The organism is Streptomyces sp. NPDC002886 (assembly GCF_042888445.1).
GTDB lineage: Bacteria > Actinomycetota > Actinomycetes > Streptomycetales > Streptomycetaceae > Streptomyces.
The window spans coordinates 509,700-527,052 of sequence record NZ_JBIAPV010000004.1 but is presented as its reverse complement, the minus strand read 5'-3'; the positions used below and the strand labels follow the sequence as shown (position 1 = coordinate 527,052).

10 protein-coding genes are annotated in these 17,353 nt (G+C 74.2%); 3 read left to right on the top strand and 7 right to left on the bottom strand.

Translation table 11 applies throughout. The features are described 5' to 3' along the window. Positions 1-36 precede the first annotated feature (36 nt). The 3 genes from ACFYYB_RS20705 to ACFYYB_RS20695 are packed head-to-tail and all read right to left on the bottom strand — an operon-like array spanning position 37 to position 7,174. Positions 37-1,038: an ABC transporter ATP-binding protein gene (locus ACFYYB_RS20705; RefSeq protein WP_389436664.1), complete on the bottom strand. Its 1,002-nt coding sequence runs from the start codon at positions 1,036-1,038 to the stop codon at positions 37-39. Further along, positions 1,035-3,836, bottom strand: coding sequence for a hypothetical protein (locus tag ACFYYB_RS20700; protein WP_389436663.1), 2,802 nt, complete (start codon positions 3,834-3,836; stop codon positions 1,035-1,037). Before ACFYYB_RS20700 ends, ACFYYB_RS20705 begins: the two co-directional genes overlap by 4 nt. Continuing rightward, complete coding sequence (locus ACFYYB_RS20695) at positions 3,833-7,174, bottom strand: FtsX-like permease family protein (RefSeq protein ID WP_389436662.1); 3,342 nt, start codon at positions 7,172-7,174, stop codon at positions 3,833-3,835. The genes ACFYYB_RS20700 and ACFYYB_RS20695 overlap by 4 nt, the downstream gene beginning before the upstream one ends. A 183-nt stretch (positions 7,175-7,357) precedes the next feature. On the opposite strand from ACFYYB_RS20695, the gene ACFYYB_RS20690 reads away from it, so the two are divergent. Further along, positions 7,358-8,134, top strand: a complete 777-nt coding sequence (locus ACFYYB_RS20690; RefSeq protein WP_389436661.1) for an ABC transporter ATP-binding protein — start codon at positions 7,358-7,360, stop codon at positions 8,132-8,134. 51 nt (positions 8,135-8,185) lie between these two features. Here ACFYYB_RS20690 and ACFYYB_RS20685 read toward each other — a convergent pair whose 3' ends face one another. Both ACFYYB_RS20685 and ACFYYB_RS20680 read right to left on the bottom strand, forming a co-directional pair. Next, positions 8,186-10,495, bottom strand: a complete 2,310-nt coding sequence (locus tag ACFYYB_RS20685) for an FtsX-like permease family protein (RefSeq protein ID WP_389436659.1) — start codon at positions 10,493-10,495, stop codon at positions 8,186-8,188. Continuing rightward, entirely contained in the window at positions 10,492-11,334 is an 843-nt protein-coding gene (locus ACFYYB_RS20680; protein WP_389436658.1) for an ABC transporter ATP-binding protein, read from the bottom strand. The genes ACFYYB_RS20685 and ACFYYB_RS20680 overlap by 4 nt, the downstream gene beginning before the upstream one ends. A 198-nt stretch (positions 11,335-11,532) precedes the next feature. Here ACFYYB_RS20680 and ACFYYB_RS20675 point away from each other — a divergent pair, with 198 nt between their 5' ends. Together ACFYYB_RS20675 and ACFYYB_RS20670 are read left to right on the top strand one after the other, a co-directional pair. Then, positions 11,533-12,420, top strand: coding sequence for a sensor histidine kinase (locus tag ACFYYB_RS20675; RefSeq protein WP_389436657.1), 888 nt, complete (start codon positions 11,533-11,535; stop codon positions 12,418-12,420). Then, positions 12,417-13,133 carry a response regulator gene (locus tag ACFYYB_RS20670; RefSeq protein WP_389436656.1) on the top strand — a complete coding sequence of 239 codons (717 nt, stop codon included), beginning with the start codon at positions 12,417-12,419 and terminating at the stop codon, positions 13,131-13,133. The genes ACFYYB_RS20675 and ACFYYB_RS20670 overlap by 4 nt, the downstream gene beginning before the upstream one ends. A gap of 81 nt (positions 13,134-13,214) precedes the next feature. Here the strand turns inward: ACFYYB_RS20670 and ACFYYB_RS20665 are convergent, their stop codons facing one another. Both ACFYYB_RS20665 and ACFYYB_RS20660 read right to left on the bottom strand, forming a co-directional pair. Next, positions 13,215-15,137 carry a helix-turn-helix domain-containing protein gene (locus ACFYYB_RS20665; RefSeq protein WP_389436655.1) on the bottom strand — a complete coding sequence of 641 codons (1,923 nt, stop codon included), beginning with the start codon at positions 15,135-15,137 and terminating at the stop codon, positions 13,215-13,217. Positions 15,138-15,228: 91 nt separating this feature from the next. Further along, positions 15,229-16,626, bottom strand: coding sequence for an MFS transporter (locus ACFYYB_RS20660; protein ID WP_389436654.1), 1,398 nt, complete (start codon positions 16,624-16,626; stop codon positions 15,229-15,231). Positions 16,627-17,353 lie beyond the last annotated feature (727 nt).

Genomic DNA, 17,353 nt, shown 5'->3' with positions numbered 1-17,353 from the left:
GGCTCCGGGGAAGCCACACCGGGATCCCGGGGCGTATCAGTCCGCGGCGGACTCCCGCACGCCGTCTTCGCCGTCCGCCGGCGCGGCGGCCGCGTCGTCCGGGCGGAGTTCGATGTGGTCCGCCGCCAGGTCCACCGCCACCCGGTGTTCCATGCCCAGGGCCTCCAGGAACTTCTGCGGGAGCTGCACGCGCCCCGTGCGGTCGAGCATCACGTACTCGCGCTCGCTCACCGACTCGGCCCCGTGCTCGTCGGTGACCGTACGGCGCAGCACCTCGCTGCTGGTGCGGCCGTCGCGCATCGCCACCGTACGCCGCACCTCGCCCGCGACGAGCGGGTCGTGGGTCACGATGACGACGGTCGCGCCCAGTTCCCGGTTGACGGTGCGGAAGGCCTCGAAGATCGCCCCGCCCGTCTCCGAGTCCAGCTCGCCCGTCGGCTCGTCGGCGAGCAGCACCGCCGGATCGTTCGCCATCGCCACCGCGATGGCCACGCGCTGCTGCTGGCCGCCGGAAAGCTGGGCGGGGCGGCGGTTCGCCAGCTCGCCGATCTCCAGGGCTTCGAGGAGCTCGCCGGTCCGGACCGCGTGGCGTTTGGCGGCCGCCCGCCGCCCGCCCTTCAACTGCATCGGCAGGGCGATGTTCTGCGCCGTCGTCAGGAAGGGCAGCAGATTGCGGGCCGTCTGCTGCCAGACGAAGCCGACCGCTTCGCGCCGGTAGCGCAGCCGGTCGCGCGCCGACATCTCCAGCAGGTCGTAGCCGCCGACGCTGGCGGTGCCGGCCGTGGGCACGTCCAGCCCCGCGAGGATGTTCAGGAGGGTGGACTTCCCGCTGCCGGAGGCGCCGACCAGGGCCATCAGGTCGCCCTGCGCCACGGTCAGTTCCAGTCCTTGAAGGGCCTGTACCTCGACCCCGTCCGTGCTGAAGATCCGGACCAGGCGGTCGCAGGCGATGGCCGTGTCCGCGCCGTGCCGGCGGGGCTCGGCGGCGGCCAGGGCCTGCCGCCGGAGCTCCTCGTAGGTGGGCTGATCGCTGTTCACCGCTGGTCTCCCGCTCTCAACTCGGTCGTGATCTGCCGCCTGCCGGAGATCGCCGCCTCCGCGAGGACGGCCCCCGCGACGAGGGCGGCCAGGCCCAGTGCCTGGGTCAGTACGGGCCTGACGAGGACCGGCAGACCGGCCGGTACCTGGGTGCCGACCAGTGTCGACAGGTCCACGGCCGGGCCCAGCAGTGCGACGGCGCCCACCGCGAGCAGCGCGCCGCCGATCGCGGCGGCCAGGGCCAGGGGCACCGACTCCACCAGGATCAGCCGGACCCCCTGCCGGGGCCGCAGACCCATGGTGCGCAGCCGGGCGAGCAGTGCGGCCCGGTCGGGGGCGGCTCTGACCAGGGTCAGCAGGACCGCCAGCAGTGCGAAGCCCGCGGCCCCGGCGAGCGAGGCCCAGAACAGCCGCTCGGCGGAGCGCTGGAGCGGGTCGGAGCCCAGTTCGGCGGTCGCGGCGGAGCTGGTGCGGACGCGGTAGCGCTCCGAGCCGGCCGCCGGGTCCGCGGTGCGGACCACCTGCTCCAGCCGGTGCTGGTCGACCGCGCCGAGCGCCAACCAGGTGTTGGGCAGCCCCATCTGCGGTATGGCGGCCAGCACTTGGGGGGCGGGCAGCACCACGGTGGTGTACTTGGCGCCGGGCCGGGCGGGGGTGCCGGTGACCACTCCGACGACCGAGAGCTTCAGCGCACCGCCGTTTTCGAGCCTCAGCTGGAAGCCGGAGGTGTCGTCGTCGGCGAGATCCCGGCTGATCAGTGCGGGCACCGTCGCGCCCGAGGTCCCCGCGGCGCCGGGAGCCAGGAGAGCCGGATCGAACCGGGCGGTCCCGGCCGCCGCCGACAGTTTCGCGTACTCCACCGGGTCCGCGACGACCACGGAGATCTGGGTGCTGCCCGTTTTGGTGCCGTAGAGGAACACGTTGTCGTCCGTCCACACCTTCACGGAGGACCGTACGCCGGGCAGCGAGGCCGCCGCCGACGTCAGGGCGTCCGGGAGCGTGCCACCGGGCGCCGTGAGCTGCGCGTCGCCGCCGACGGCCGCGCGCGCCGCCTCGAGGCGGGCATCGGCCACCCCGGTCAGCACCGTGGCGCCGAAGCCGCCGGTGGTGACGGCCAGCAGCATCGCGATCAGCGGCAGTACGGACGGACGCGCCCGGCCCCCGGTGCCCCGCGCGGCGCGCGCCAGCCCGAGGAAACCGAGCAGCCCCGGCCCCCGCCCGGCCGCCCGGGCCAGGAACCCGACGAGGGCGGGCTGGATCCGGGCCAGCAGCAGGCCGCCGCAGAGCGCGAGCAGCAGCGGGGCGGCGATCAGCAGCGGGTCCACGCCGGCGCCTGCCGGGGCGACCCCGCGCGAGCGGACCTCGAACACGGCGGCCGCGGTGGCCACCAGCACGAGGAGTTCGGCGACCAGCCGCCGCCGGGGGCCCGGCGGGCGCTTCGGCGACAGCAGCACGAAGGCCCGTACGGGCACGGCCAGCAGCGCAAGGAGCGTCGCGGCCGAAGCGGCCAGCACCGTGCCCTGCGAGCGGGGCGTGGGCAGCAGGATGACGGCGAGCGCCGTCGCGAGCGCGGCGGCGGGCAGGACGGTGACGGCGTTCTCCGCGAGCAGCCGGCGCACGATGCCCGCGCGGGAACCGCCGCGGGCCAGCAACAGCCGCAGTTCGGACTCCCGCCGGTCCCCGGTGAGCCCGGCCGCCAGGCAGAACACGACGAACGCCACTCCGGCCACCCCGGCGGGACCCATCGCCGCGAGCGGCGCGGCGGCCTGGCGCCGGGCCTCGGCAAGGGTGAACTGCTCTGGCAGGTGGGAGCTGAAGCGCAGATCGTCGCGGTGGGTTTCCTGGGTGAGGCGCGCGGCGGTCGGGCCGGTCACGTACGAGGCGACGGCCTTGGCCGTGGCCGGGAGCCGGTCGGCTCGCAGCGATCCGGTGTCCACCGGGATCCGCCAGAAGTCCTTGCTGTCCGACTCGCCCCAAAAGGGGAGTCGGCCGAGCGCCTCCGCGGCGATGAGGGCGTCGGTGCTCCAGTACGCCGCCGGGGGCTGGGTCGTGGTCATGGAGAGGCAGGCGCGGAGCAGGCAGGTGAGGTCGGTCCAGTAGTCCTCGGCGTCGTCGTTCGCGGCGTACAGACCGACGACCTCGGCCTTCATCGTCTTCAGGTCCTGACCGGTGGCGGTCTCCAGCACCATGCCGACCCGGATCCGGAGGGTCTTCGCCGCGCTCTGCGACAGCGCGACGGGTACCGGACTGCCGGGTGCGGTGCCGGGCGCGCCCGGCCAGTGTCCTTCCACCAGGCGGACGTGCTCGGAGGCCGTGCGCAGGTGGTAGAGGCTCATCCGGGGCGGGACCCCGTCGGGGGCGGTCAGGCCGGGGTTGGCCAGCGGCCGGGGACCCGCGTAGGACCCGTGGACGGGGCCGGCGGGGGCGACGGTGAAACCCGGGGCGGTACGGGAGACCAGGGTCGCCAGCACCTCGTCCAGGTTCTGCGCGCTCTCCTCCCCGTAGCGCGGGCGCGCGGTGACGTTCAGGCTGGTCTGGCTCGGCCCGCGCGAGTCCAGGAAGGACCGCAGCGCTTGGTCGGTGCCCCGGTCCATGGCTCGCGGCAGGGCCGCCGCGAGCAGCACGGCGACGAAGGCCAGGGCCGCGCCGAGCAGGGCGCTCAGCGGGGTCGCGCGCAGACGGGTCCGCACCCAGGGCGCGGGCGGGGGCACGGCGCGCGGGGCGGACCTCCGCGGCGCGCGCGGTCCGGTCCCGTCCGGGGCGCGCCGGTCGGCGTCGGTCGCGGCCGGCCCGGTCATATGTCCTCCACGTGCCGCAGCCGGTCGGCCGGCTTCGAGCGGTTCTGATTGCGCCGGCCGCCGAACACCGCGGAGAGCAGCGGTACGGCGGCGATGGCGGCGGCGAGCAGCAGGGTCCGGGCCGCGGGCAGGTCCACCAGCACCGCGGGCTCCGGGCGGCCGGCGGCCGGGGTGAGCACGGTCAGCGGTACGACGAGGTGGACGATGATGACGCCCAGCCCCACCCCGACCGCGGTGCCGAGCCCCACCAGCAGACAGCTCTCGACGGTGGCCGTCCGGGCCAGGTCCCGCCTCCGGGCACCCAGCGCCATCAGCACCGAGAACTCCCGGGAGCGCTCCCGGGCGGCGGCCGCGGAGGAGGCGGCGAAGCCGATCGCCGCGAGCACCGCGCAGGCCACCGCCAGTGCGGCCAGCGCCCCCTGCGGGCCCGCGCTGAGCGGATCGTCCAGCAGTGTGGCGGCCACCTCCTCGCGCAGCCGCACCTGCTGGGAGCCGGCGCCGGAGCGAAGCTGCGCGGCGGCGCGGGCCGGCGCCGGGTCGTCGGCGGAGGCGGCCGGCAGCCACCATTCGCCGGGCGTCGGCAGCTCCCGGCCGCCCACCGCGAGCAGCCGGGCGGCGGTGTCCAGGTCGACGGCGAGGGCGGTGTCGCCGGCCACGGGCAGGGCGTCGATCGCGGCGGTGATCCGGACCGGGAGGGTGACGTCGTCCAGCTTGACCGGCACCAGATCGCCGACGGCCGCGCCGATCGCGGACAGGTACGCCCGGGTGGCGATCCCGGGAATCCCGTCGGCCGGAGCGGGCCTCGTCGTCAGGTTGGCCTGGACGCCTCCGCGTTCACCGGAACCGTCTCGGTAGCGCAGCTTGACCAGGGCCGGGCCACCCGGCGCGGTCCCGGAGCCCGCGAGCAGTTCGGTGGCGGGGGAGCCGTCGTTGAGCGGCGGGGCCGACAGCTTCCAGTCCGGTGCGGGCACCGCGACCGGCGCCGCCGCGCCGTCCCTGGTCTGCGCGACCGCGAGGCCGCGTACGGTCAGCTCGTCGAAGATCTTGACCGTCTCGCCGGGCTTGTCCGAGGTGGGTTCGGCGTCCGGATCGGCACCGGGGAGCGGTCCCTCCCGGTCGTACGAGAACACGAGCCCGGCCAGGCTGAGCGGGGTGGCGGCTGACCCGACGGGGGCACCCAGCATCCCGCCGAGGTGCACCGACACGGTGGCGTCACCGCTCTCCGGGAGCTGCACCATCGCGGCCCGGTAGGTGATGCCGAAGCGGTCGCGCAACAGCAGCCCGAGGCCGGGGCGGCCGCCCGCGCCGGTGGGGCGTACGGAGACCGAGAGGTCGATGCGCTGCGGCTGGCCGGGGAGGGGGATGCCGGTGACGGGCGCGGTGGCGGGTGTGGAGGCGGCCCCGGACGCGGGGGCCAGGGGGGCGAACAGCTCGCGCACGCTGCGCCCGTCGCGCAGGTCGGCCCGCAGGGCGAGCCGGTCGGCGGCGGCCGCCGCGTCCAGTGCCATCACCTGGCCGGTGCGCCCGCCCGGCAGGTCCTGCTGGGCGCGGAGCACCGGCAGGACGCGCTCCCCGCCGGGCAGCGCGGCGTACCGGCCGCCCCGGCCCAGCGAGGGCACGTCGCTCCCGGATATCAGCAGGCCCCCGGCGGTGGTGAAATCGGCCTGGTCACGCTGGGACGCGGACCAGGCGGTGTGCTGGCCCAGCGCCAGGACCCCGCTGGAGACGGCGAGTACGAGCAGCAGCACCGGCCCCGTGGCCCGTCCGGGCCGACGGGCCAGCTGCCAGCCGACGAGCGCCGGACCCAGCCCCCGGCCCCGGGCGGCGATCCGCGCGCCGAGCCGCGCCCCGAAGGGCAGCAGCCGCAGCACGAGCAGGGTGCCCGCGCAGAGGGCCAGCGTCGGGGCGGCGACCAGGACCGGGTCCACGCCGAACAGTCCGTCGGACCGCGAGGCCGGGCCGGAGCCGCCCGCGCCGTAGCGGGAGAGCTGCTCGTAGGCGAGTACGGCCAGGGCCACCAGCGCCAGGTCCGCGCCGGATCGCGCGGCGCCGGCGACGAGAGCCTGGCGGCGGCCGGTCCGGTGCAGGGCGGCCGAGGCGGCGCCCCGCAGGACGACCGGGACGGTGGTCAGCACGACGCAGCCGAGGGCGCAGCCCGCGGCGACGGGCCAGAGCAGCCAGCTCCGGGTGACCGTGAACGGGACGTGCGCGAGCGAGCCGTAGCCGCCGAGCAGACGCAGCAGCGGTGGGGTCAGCAGGGGCGCGAGGAGGGCCGCGGGCAGCGCCAGCAGCAGCGACTGGGCCGCGGTGAGGACACCGAGCCGGCCGCGGGAGGCGCCGCGCGCGGCGAGCAGGGAGCGCTCCCCCTCCTGGCGCTCCGTCAGCAGGTGCGAGACGAGCAACAGCGCGGCCCCCGCGAGCACGGCCAGTTGCAGCGCGCCGACCAGCAGGGTGGAGCGGGCGACGGTCAGACCCGACCGCAACTCCCCGAGGAGTGCCGGAAGCTCGGTCGCCGGGGCGAGCCCGGACTTGCCCTGGAGTTCCTTCAGGGCCCCGGCGGCCCGGCCGCGGACGGCCTCGGCCCCGGCCGCGTCCACGGTGGAGAAGTCGGCGGTGAGGAGTACGGCGCGGCTGTCCTGGATCAGTCCGCCCGTGGTGAAGGCGGAGTCGTCCACCAGCAGCGGCCCGTAGGTGGCGAATCCGGCGACCTGGAGACCGCGCGCACCGAGCGGATCGAGTCGCCAGTACGGGGCGTCCGGGTCGGCCGCCCGGTAGACGCCGGTCACCAGCACGGTCAGCGGGGAGCCGCCGTACCGGTCGTCGAGCCGCACCCGCGCGGGGAGCGCTCCCTCGGCCAGCCCGAGCCTGTCCAGCGCCGCCTTCGGCACGGCCACGGGGACGGGGGCCCGATCGGAGAGCGCTCCCGCGACGGGTTGCGGCCAGGTGCCCGCCAGAAGACGCACGCGGTCCTTGGCGAAAGCCGCCAACAGGGTCAGATCGGCGTCCTTGCCGGGGGTGTGCGGCCCGGGCAGCCCGAACGAACGGCTGCGCGCCACGCTCTCGGCGTCGGTCGGGAGGGGGCCGAACAGCCCGCGCGCGAAGCCCCGTACCGCCTCGTCGTCCTTGGCCCGGTCGGCCGCCGCGTGGGACCCGGTGACCAGGACCGTGCCGCGTGCGAGACCGGGCCCCGCGAGGGCCTGACGCAGCCCGGCGTCGCCGACTCCGCGGGTGAAGGCGAAGAGTGCGGTGAGCACGGTCGTGGTGATCAAAACGGTCAGCAGTACGGCGGCTGCGAGCGGCAATCGCCCGCGCAGCCGGCGCACGACGAAGCCGAGCATGTGCCTGTTCCTCCCCCGCACCGGACTGATAGCCCCGGATACCGGACGATGCTGCCAGATTCGAACAATGAACGGAAGGGACTTGCGTGAGTAGTGCAACGGATGAACAAATCGTGGGGGCGGGACCGAAAGAACGCCGTTCTCGGCTTCATCCGCTCATCCGCTTGGAGGGGGAACCGCAGCATGACGCAGGACCAGGAACGGCGACAGGAACCGCGGGACGAGTCGGGACAGGACGCCGGGGCGCCGCCGATGGTGGTGGTCGACGACGTGCGGCGCAGTTTCGGAACGGGTGAGCAGGCGGTGCACGCCCTGCGCGGAGTGTCCTTCGAGGTCCGCCGCGGCGAACTCACCGCGCTCAAGGGGAGGTCCGGCTCCGGCAAGACCACCCTGCTGAACCTGGTCGGCGGCCTCGACACCCCGACCGGCGGCAGCGTCGCCCTGGACGGCACCGATCTGGCCGGTCTCGACGAGGACGGCCGCCTCGCGCTGCGCCGCGACCGGATCGGCTTCGTGTTCCAGTCCTTCGGCCTGATCCCCGCCCTGACCGCCGCCGAGAACGTCGGGGTCCCGATGCGGCTGCGCAAGGTACCGGCGAAGCAGCGCGAGGAACGGGCCCGCACCCTGCTCGCCCTCGTCGGCCTCTCCGAACAGACCGAACAGCGCCCCGGCGAACTCTCCGGCGGCCAGCAGCAGCGGGTCGCCGTCGCGCGGGCCCTCGCGAACGAGCCCGATCTGATCATCGCCGACGAGCCGACGGGCCAGCTCGACTCCGACACCGGCCGGCAGATCATGCGGCTGCTGCGCGCCGTGGTGCGCAGTGAGGGGGTCACGGCGCTCGTCGCCACGCACGACCCGGCGCTGATGGAACTGGCGGACCGGGTGGTGGAGTTGCGCGACGGGCGCATCGTGGAGGCTTCGTCCGGGGACGGGGACGGGGACGGGCACCCGCAGGGCTGAGCGCCCCGCGGGACGGAAGGTCGAGGCGGACGGCGGGTCGGGCGGCGGGCGCTACTCGGTGTGCAGGGCCGCGGCGATGGTCGTCCGGGCCGCCGAGCGGGCCGGGATGAGCGCGCCCAGGACGGCGATGGCGACCCCCGCGCACAGCATTCCGGCGAGCTGCGGCGCGTGCCAGACGTCCTTCATCGACTCGGGGAAGGCGACGATGCCCACGTTGTCCACGACGAGCCGGTGCGCGACGATCCCGAGGGGGATCCCGAGCAGCCCGCCGACCAGGCCGAGTCCGGTCACCGAGGTCACCGTCATGGCGACCACCTGGCGCGGGGTCATGCCGATCGACTTGAGCATGCCCAGGTCGCGGCGGCGGTCACGGGTGTTGAGCAGGACGGTGTTGAAGACGCCGAGCGAGGCGACGAGGGCCAGCAGGGCCGAGAACACCGAGGAGAAGCCGACGACGGTGGTGGTGGCGGCGTTGACCTTTGCGGAGTCCACCACTTCGGCGCGCAGTCCGGGGTCGGCCGCGTCGACGGCCTCCGCGTAGGCGCGGGCGTCCGCTCCCGGGGCGAGCCGGACGGCGTACTCGACCGGGCGGCTGTCCGGGGCGAGTCGGCCGAGGGTCTCCCACGTGGAGTCCAGGGAGCGCGCGTCGCTGTCGATCAGCCGGCCGACGATGGTCGCGGCCGTCCGCCTCCCGTTGACCTCCAGGGTGACCCGGTCGCCCACCGCCAGCCCGCGTTCGGTGAGGAACGAGGGGCCCGCCGCGATCTCGCCGGGTCCGCTGGGCGGCCGGCCTTCGACGAAGGCCTCGGGCGGGGACGGGTTCCCTCGGTAGAAGTTCCCGAAGGCGGGCTGCGCGTACCCGACCAGCCCGACCTGGGTCAGCGCGCGGGCCTGGAACTGCTGCGCCCCCAGCGATCGCAGCCGCTCCTCGATCTGCGCGTCGGTCAGCAGCGGCTTGACGGGGTTGTTGCCGTGGCCGCCGACGGCGACGTAGACCACCGGTCCGCCGGGGCCGCGGGCAGTCTGAGCGTACGAGACCATCGTGCTGGTCAGACCGGTCGCCAGGGTCACCGTGGCGACGCCGAGGAGGATGGCCGCCGTGGTCATGAAGGCGCGGCCGGGGCGGGCGAACGGGTGGCCGAGGCCCAGGCTGACGGAGCGCGGCAGCCGTGAGGAGGCCAGCACGCGCTGGACGCGCAGCCCGCGCCCGGTGCGGGGCGCGCCGCCCGCGCTGATGGCCTGCGCGGCCGGCAGCCGGTGAGCGCGCAGGGCCGGTACGAGGGCGGTCAGCGCGACCAGGGCGGGCATCCCGGCCAGGCACGCGACGCTGACCCAGGGCGGGACGGTCCCCACGCCCGCCATCCCCGTCTCGATGCCGGAGAAGGCGATCTGCAGGATGGGCGCGGCCAGCAGGTTACCGAGCAGGGTGCCGAGGAGGCAGCCGGCCACGGCGGGGACCGAGACCATCGTCAGGTAGACGGCGGCGACTTGGTTCGGAGTGAATCCGATGGCTTTGAGGACGCCGATGTGCCGGTTGCCGGAGACCACGGCGCCGCTGACCACGTTCGCGACGATCAATGCGGAGACGAGCAGGCCCAGGACGCCGAAGAGGGAGATGAAGGGCAGATAGGCGTCCGCGCGGGCGGAGAAGGCCTTCTTGAGGGTGAGGTGGGTCTGCGCGGCCGTCAGCGCGTCCGCGGGAAGTCCGTCCGTGGCCCGGGCGAGCGAATCGCGCAGGTGGGCGTCGGTGGACGGGTCGGTGAAGCGGTAGAGCATCTGTGTGGCGGTCGGGTGGAGGGCCGCGGCCTGCTCCGGCGTCACCCAGGCGGCGGCCGACTTGCTCATGCTCGTCGCGAAACCGACGACGGTGAGCGTCGGGAGTCCCGGTACCTCGAGCTTCGTGCCGAGGAGGTCGGCGTACGGGGTGCCGTCGACCGCCCAGTTGACGACGATCTGACCGGGGCCGTGCGGCCAGTGCCCCATCAAGACGTCGACCCGGTCGACCGGGCCCGCCGGATCGGCGCGTCCCACCACGGTGAGCGGGCCGGCCGGCATCCAGAGCCAGCTCTCGGGGACGTCGACGACGGCCTGGCTGAACGGGCCCGCCGCCGCCGCGACCCCCGGACGGTCGGCCGTCCGCGCGAGTTGGGCGTCGGTGACCTTCGCCGGGTCGTACGTGGCCACGGTGTGTGCGCCGCGCTGCGCGGTGTACGCCTTGTCGAAGGGGCCCGAGGCCGCGGCGAGCAGGCCGAGCGCGAGCAGGACGGTGGTGGTGGAGCAGAGGACGACGAGGCCGATGACGAAGGTCTGGACCCGGCGGCGCTTCACGGCGGCCCGGGAGGCGCGCCATACGGCGCTCACGCGGAACGCTCCAGGGGCTTGCCGTTCGGGGTCTCGCTGTTCAGGGTCTCGCCGTTGGGGGTGGCGCCGTCCGAGGTCGTGCCGTCCAGGGATGAGCCGTCCAAGGCCCCGCCTTCCAGGGTGCGTTCGCGGGCTATGCGGCCGTCGGCCATCTCGACGAGGCGGCCGGCGCATCGGGTGGCCAGGTGCGGGTCGTGGGTGACGATCAGCAGGGTCTGGCCTATCTGGTTGAGGTCGATCAGCAGGTCCATCACCTGCTCGCCCGAGCGGCTGTCGAGGGCCCCGGTCGGCTCGTCCGCCAGGAGCAGGGCCGGACGGTTCATCAGGGCTCTTGCCACGCCGACACGTTGGCGTTCGCCGCCGCTCAGCGTCGCCGGGTAGTTGTTGCGCCGGTCGGCGACGCCGAGTTCGTCGAGGAGTTCCAGGGCGCGGCGGCGGGCCTGGCGGGCGGAAGTGCCGGTGAGCTGGGCGGCCAGCGCGACGTTGTCGAGCGCCGGCAGGTCTTCGATGAGGTTGAAGAACTGGAAGATCATGCCGACGTCGCGGCGGCGGTAGAGGGCCAGGCCCGTCTCGGTGAGGCCGCCGAGGTCCTGGCCGTGCACCTCGATCGTCCCGGCGGACGGCCGGTCCAGGCCCGCCACCATGTTGAGGAGGGTGGACTTCCCGCAGCCGGAGGGGCCCATCACGGCGACCGCTTCGCCCCGGCGAATCTCCAGGGACAGGGCGTCGAGCGCCAGGGTGTCGCCGTACTCCTTCGATACGCGGTCCAGGCGGACGACGACCCGGCCGGGGCCGTCGGCGCTGTCGGGACTGCCGACGCTGTCGTGATGAGGTGTCATGGCACGAACCTAGAAGGCCCGTCGGACGTGCCGCGTCACCCCCCGGATGTAAGGGGGAGACCACGTCATCCTGGGGATGTACGCGGGGACAGCACCCGGAGGGTGATGCGGACTACGCGGGATGCCTGCGAGGGTCGGGTAGGAGAATCTTGGAAGATCGAAAACGGTGACGGCCACCGGTGGGGGAGGGGAGTTGTCATGTCGACGGGATGGGCGTTCGCTGTCGTGGTGGCCGCGGTGTGCGTGGTGTCGGTGGGGTTCGGGCTGACGGCGGCGCTCCTGCGGGCCCGGGCGGCGCACCGGGCGGCGATCCAGGAGCGGGGGTGGCTGCTGGAGCGGGAGCGGGAGACGGCTGCCCGGACCGCGGTGGACGCGGAGCGGGCCCGGATAGCGGCGGAGCTCCACGACATAGTCAGCCACAACGTCAGCCTGATGATCGTCCAAGCCGGCGCCGCTCGCGAGGTGTTGGCGACGATGCCGATGGAGGCGACCGCCGCGATGGCCGCCGTGGAGGAGGCCGGGCGTACGACCATGACCGAACTGCGGCACCTGCTGGGACTGCTCGCGCCGGCACAGGACGGCCGCGACGAACCGTACGGGGGAGGAGCCGCCGAAACACGTGAAGCGGTAGCGGAGTTGACACCGCAGCCGAGCCTGAGGCGGCTCAGTGCGCTGATCGACCGGATAGCCTTCGCCGGGCTGCCGGTCGAAGTCCGGATATCCGGCGAGCCGCGGCCGCTGCCGGCCGGGATCGACGTCACCGCCTACCGGATCATCCAGGAGGCGCTGACCAACGCACTCAAACACGGGGATGGGGTGAAGGCCGAGGTGACGGTGAGATACGCCGATCGGGCACTGAGGGTCGAGGTGCTCAACAGCGGACCGAGCGTGCTGTCCGGAGACCGGATATCCGATTCCGCCCCGCCCGCGTCCACCGCGGCGGCGCGCCCGAAGGCGGACGGCGCGGGGCACGGACTTGTCGGACTGCGCGAGCGGGTCGCCGTGTACGGCGGGGACTTCGACGCCCGGCGCCGCCTCGGCGGGGGCTACCGGGTGCGTGCCCGCCTCCCGCTGGAGCGGCCGTGACCACCACGCACACCCCGGGCGCCGGGCCGGAGCCAAGGGCCGCCTCGCCCCGGGTGGTCATCGCGGACGACCAGGAACTCGTCCGCACCGGGTTCCGCATGATCCTCACCGCCCGGGGGATCGACGTGGTGGGGGTGGCCGCCGACGGGGTGGAGGCCGTCTCGGAGGTCCGCCGGCTGCGCCCAGACGTCGTCCTCCTCGACATCCGCATGCCCCGCCTGGACGGGCTGGAGGCCGCCCGGCAGATCCTTGCCGAGGCCCCGGAATGCCGGGTGATCATGCTGACCACCTTCGACCTCGACCAGTACGTCTACGCCGCCCTCGCCGCCGGAGCCAGCGGGTTCCTGCTCAAGGACGTCACGCCCGAGCATCTCGCCAACGCCGTACGGCTCGTCGACACCGGCGACGCACTGCTCTCCCCGTCGATCACCCGACGGCTGGTGGAGCGCTGCGCCGCCGGATCGGCCGCGCGCGGCGGCCCGACTCCGGTGCCCCACCCCGACCTGGACGCCCTCACCCCGCGGGAGCGGGAGGTGCTCACGCTGATGGGCCACGGCCTCTCCAACGCCGAACTGGCCCGGGAGTTCACGCTCAGCGAGGCCACCGTGAAGACCCACGTGGCCCGGATCTTCGCGAAGCTGAGCCTGCGCGACCGCGCCCAGGCGGTCGTCCTGGCCTACGAGACGGGCCTGGTCACCCCGGGGACGGGGTAGGGCGGGGCCTTTCGGCGCAAGCGCCTGCGGCCCAGTCCCGGCTGAGTCGGTCGGCTGAGTCGGGCGCCTGAGTGGTGCGGCTCAGTTTGTGGGCGGGGCGGAGTGTGCCAGGAGGTGGAGGCGCAGGGCGAGTTGGAGCTCCAGGGCGCGGGCGGGAGTGTTCCAGTCCTCGCCCAGGAGGCGGCCGATCCGGTCGAGGCGCTGCACGACGGTGTTCACGTGGATGTGCAGCGCCTCCTTGGCCTTGGAGAGGCTCGCTCCGTGGACGTAGTACGCCTGGAGGGTGCGGACCAGTTCGGTGCCGCGCTGCGCGTCGTAGTCGATGACGGGGCCGAGCACCTGGTCGACGTACCCGCCGACGTCACCGTGGTCCCCGAGCAGCAGGCCGACGAAGCCAAGGTCCGGCAGGGCGGCCCCGTGGCCGGTGTGGCCCAGCGCGTGCAGGGCACGCAGGCAGCGCACCGCCTCGGCGTACACGCCGGGCAGCCCGCCAGGGTCGCCGGCCGGACCGGCCGAGCCCACGGTCACGGGCGTGCCCAGCGCCTGGCCCAGTTCCGCCGCGAGGGACCGCGCCAGGTGTCCGGACCTCTCGGCCGGGGCGAGCAGCACGACATGCCCCTCGTGCAGCCCGGCCAGGCCGTCGAGGGCACGGGCGCGGCGTGCCGCCTCCGCCGACAGCCGGGTCCGCTGCGCCGCGTCGCAGTGGAGCACCAGCAGGGAGTGCGGGCGGGCGAGGTCGACGCCGAGCTTGCGGGCCCGGATCGTCCGGCTGCCGCTGTCGGGGGTGTGCCCCGGGGTCCGCGGGGTCAGCAGGTCGCTGAGGAGCTCGCCGCGCACCCGGTCCTCGGTGTGGGCCACCGAGCGGCGCAGCAGCAGGAGGAGCGCGGTGACCAGGCCGGTGCGTTCGAACAGCCGCCGGTCGTTGTCCGACAGCTCGGCCCGGCCCGTCAGGGCGATGCTGCCCAGGAGTTCGTGGCCGGCCAGGACGGCGCAGACCCACACCCCGTCGACCGGCACGGCCCGGCCGCCGGAACGGGAGGCCGCCACCCCCTTGACGGGCGCGCCGATCGGTTCGGTGGCGACCCGGGCCAGCTCGGCGCCCTCGGCATCGTGCACCACCAGCCCGCCCCGCAGCAGCGCGGCCACCTCCCGGGCCACATCGGTGACGTCCCCGCCGCGCAGGACCAGGTCGGTGAGCCGGTCGTGGGTCTCGGTGGCCAGCCGCGTGGCTTCGCTGTGGGCCCGGGCGGTCTCGGTGGCGGCGTTCAGCTCGACCAGCGCCGTACGGGTCTCCTCCAGCAGCCGCGCCCCGTCGATGGCGACGGCGGCGTGGTCGGCCAGCGAGGACAGCAGCGCCACCGCGTCGGGGGTGAAGGCGCGCACCGATCGGTCGGCGGCGTAGAGCACCCCGATGACGTGCGAGGCCACGCGCAGCGGCACCCCGAGGATGCCCCGCAGCCCCTCTTCGCACACCCCGGCGTCGATGGTGCTGGTGTGCCGGAAGCGGTCGTCGGTGCGGTAGTCGGAGCTGGCGTACGGCCGGGCCGTCTGCGCGACGAGACCTCCGAGGCCCTCGCCCATGCCGAGGCGCAACTGCTGGAAGGCGGCGGAGACGGAGCCGTCGGTGACCCGCATGAACGTGTCGCCGGCGACGGGGTCGTTGAGGGTGAGGTAGGCGCAGTCCGTGCCGAGCAGGGTCCGGGCCCGCCGCACGATGGCCCGTAGCACCGCGTCGAGATCGCGCAGGGCCGCGAGGTCGCCGGCCGTGTCGAACAGGGCGGTGAGTTCCGCCTCGCGCCTGCGGTGCTGGTCGAGGGTGCGCCGGATGTCGAGGGCGACCCGGGTGGCCTCCTCGACGAGGGCCTGCTCGGCGGCCCCGGCCCCGGCGGTACGGGCCTGCGCGCCGGGCCGCGCGAAGTGCTCGACGGGCGCGCCCTGGGCGAGCAGGTCGAGGAGCTGACGCAGCGCGGCCGCGGGCGCGGCGGGATCGTTCACGGGGGCCATGCTGGCAGCCCTTCGCTCCGGGGTGGCGAGCGGGTCCGCCCGCCGGACCGGAGGCACCGGTCACGGCGGGCGGCCCGGGGGTCGGTGAGGCTCAGGCGGAATCGGAGACCGCGGCGGCGTACCCGTTCCCCGCGGCCGACGCGCCCGCTCTCTCCGCCCCTGCCGCTCCCTTCGGGACGGACAGGTCGCGGCCCCGGGTCTCCCGGGCGAGGAGGACGGTGAGGGTGGTGACGAGGGCGGCGCCCGACAGGTAGACGGAGACCGGCACGGAGGAGTCGTAGTCCTTCAGGAGCTCGACCGCGATGATCGGGGCCAAGGCCCCCGCGATGATCGAGGCGAGCTGGGAGCCCATCGAGGCGCCCGAGTAGCGGACCTTGGTGTCGAACATCTCCGAGATGAAGGCGGCCTGCGGCCCGTACATGGCCCCGTGCAGCAGCAGCCCGGCGGTGACGGCGAGGGTGATCACGCCGAACGACTTCGAGTCCACCAGCGCGAAGAACGCGAACGCCCACACCGCCATGCCGACCGAGCCGATCAGCGTCACCGGCCGGCGCCCGATCCGGTCCGACAGCGCGCCCCAGGCCGGGATGGTCAGGAAGTGGACGGCCGAGCCGATCAGGAGCGCGTTGAGCGCGGTGGTCTTGGGGAGCCCGAGGTGGGTGGTGACGTAGACGAGGAGGAAGGAGGTGAGGACGTAGTACGAGATGTTCTCGCCGAAGCGGGTGCCGATGGCGGTCAGCACCTGCCGCCAGTCCTTGCGGAACACCTGGACCACGGGGGCCTTCTCCTCCTCGGCCCGCCCCGAGGCCGCGGCCGCGGCCTGCGCCGCGAGGAAGACGGGCGACTCGGACACGGAGAGGCGGATCCACAGCCCGACCATCACGAGGACCCCGGAGAGCAGGAACGGGATCCGCCAGCCCCAGGACAGGAACGCCGCATCGGACTGCACGGCGGCGAGCAGCGCCAGCACCCCGGTCGCGAGCAGGTTCCCGCCGGGGGCGCCGGACTGCGGCCAGGAGGCCCAGAACCCGCGGTGCTCGGCCCCGCCGTGCTCCGACACGATCAGCACGGCCCCGCCCCACTCGCCGCCCAGCGCGAACCCCTGCACCAGGCGCAGTGCGGTCAGCAGGATCGGAGCACCGACCCCGATGCTCGCGTGGGTGGGCAGCAGCCCCATCGCGAAGGTCGCCCCGCCCATCATCAGCAGACTCAGCACCAGCAGCTTCTTGCGCCCGACCTTGTCCCCGAAATGCCCGAAGACGACCCCGCCCAACGGCCGGGCGAGGAACCCGATGGCGTAGGTGAGGAAGGCGATCAGCGTGCCCGTGAGCGGATCCGCGGTGGGGAAGAACAGCTTGTTGAAGACCAGGGCGGCGGCGGTCCCGTAGAGGAAGAAGTCGTACCACTCGATGGTGGTCCCGATGAGACTGGCGGCGACGATCCGCCGTATTCCGGATGGAGCCTTTGGGTCGGCTGCGGTGGAGGCCATGTGAACCACTTCCAGGGGTCTGCGGGGACGTCGGGTGTGGGCACAACGTAGGAGTCCGCAGGTCGGCGGCATATGTGGCGTGCCATCACAATCAACCCCACCTGGGTGTGCGGCGCCACCATACGACCCGAACCGATCCCCTCGGCCCCCTCCGGAAGCGGGCGGGAAACCCCTGTCGGAATTGCGGAGTTACGCCTGATGTGGGGGTGCGGTGCTGGTTCCCGTGCTGGTTGGGCCCGGCAGGGGCGCGTGATCCGTGGATGGAGTGTGCCTGGTTGACGTGGTCAAGATCGAAGGACAACGTCCAGGTGTTGCTGGACCGGCGTGAAGAGTCCGTACGGGATGTACTGCGGGATCTCCGACAGGGGCACCCACGCAACCTCGGCGATTTCGTCAGGATCCGCCACGCGCGCGACCCCGCCGGCCACCTTGCAGGAGGCCGCGCCCAGATGATCCCAGGCTGAGGGCGCCGGTGCCCGGTCTGCCGGGACCCGTGCTGGCTGTGGTGACAGTTCGGCAGGGCCGCTTGGTGTCGCGATAGGAGGCCCCAGCCGGCATTCGAGTGCGATGTCGAAGCCGGCGCGGATGTGCCGATACCTACCTGAAACACAGCCGTGCGGTGCTCGAAGTGGGGCCCTGATCGGCTGGAAGTGTGCCGGCGCGAATCTGTGGCGGTACCCGATCCCCGGTGTACGTGATGCCGGGAGGCCGTTGCCGTGCTGAGCAC

Excerpts from the sequence above, each read along its gene's own strand:
- ACFYYB_RS20680 (WP_389436658.1), bottom strand. The coding sequence starts at position 11,334 with ATGACACCTCATCACGACAGCGTCGGCAGTCCCGACAGCGCCGACGGC.
- ACFYYB_RS20665 (WP_389436655.1), bottom strand. The coding sequence starts at position 15,137 with ATGGCCCCCGTGAACGATCCCGCCGCGCCCGCGGCCGCGCTGCGTCAG.
- ACFYYB_RS20660 (WP_389436654.1), bottom strand. The coding sequence starts at position 16,626 with ATGGCCTCCACCGCAGCCGACCCAAAGGCTCCATCCGGAATACGGCGG.
- ACFYYB_RS20700 (WP_389436663.1), bottom strand. The coding sequence starts at position 3,836 with ATGACCGGGCCGGCCGCGACCGACGCCGACCGGCGCGCCCCGGACGGG.
- ACFYYB_RS20690 (WP_389436661.1), top strand. The coding sequence starts at position 7,358 with ATGACGCAGGACCAGGAACGGCGACAGGAACCGCGGGACGAGTCGGGA.
- ACFYYB_RS20695 (WP_389436662.1), bottom strand. The coding sequence starts at position 7,174 with ATGCTCGGCTTCGTCGTGCGCCGGCTGCGCGGGCGATTGCCGCTCGCA.
- ACFYYB_RS20675 (WP_389436657.1), top strand. The coding sequence starts at position 11,533 with ATGTCGACGGGATGGGCGTTCGCTGTCGTGGTGGCCGCGGTGTGCGTG.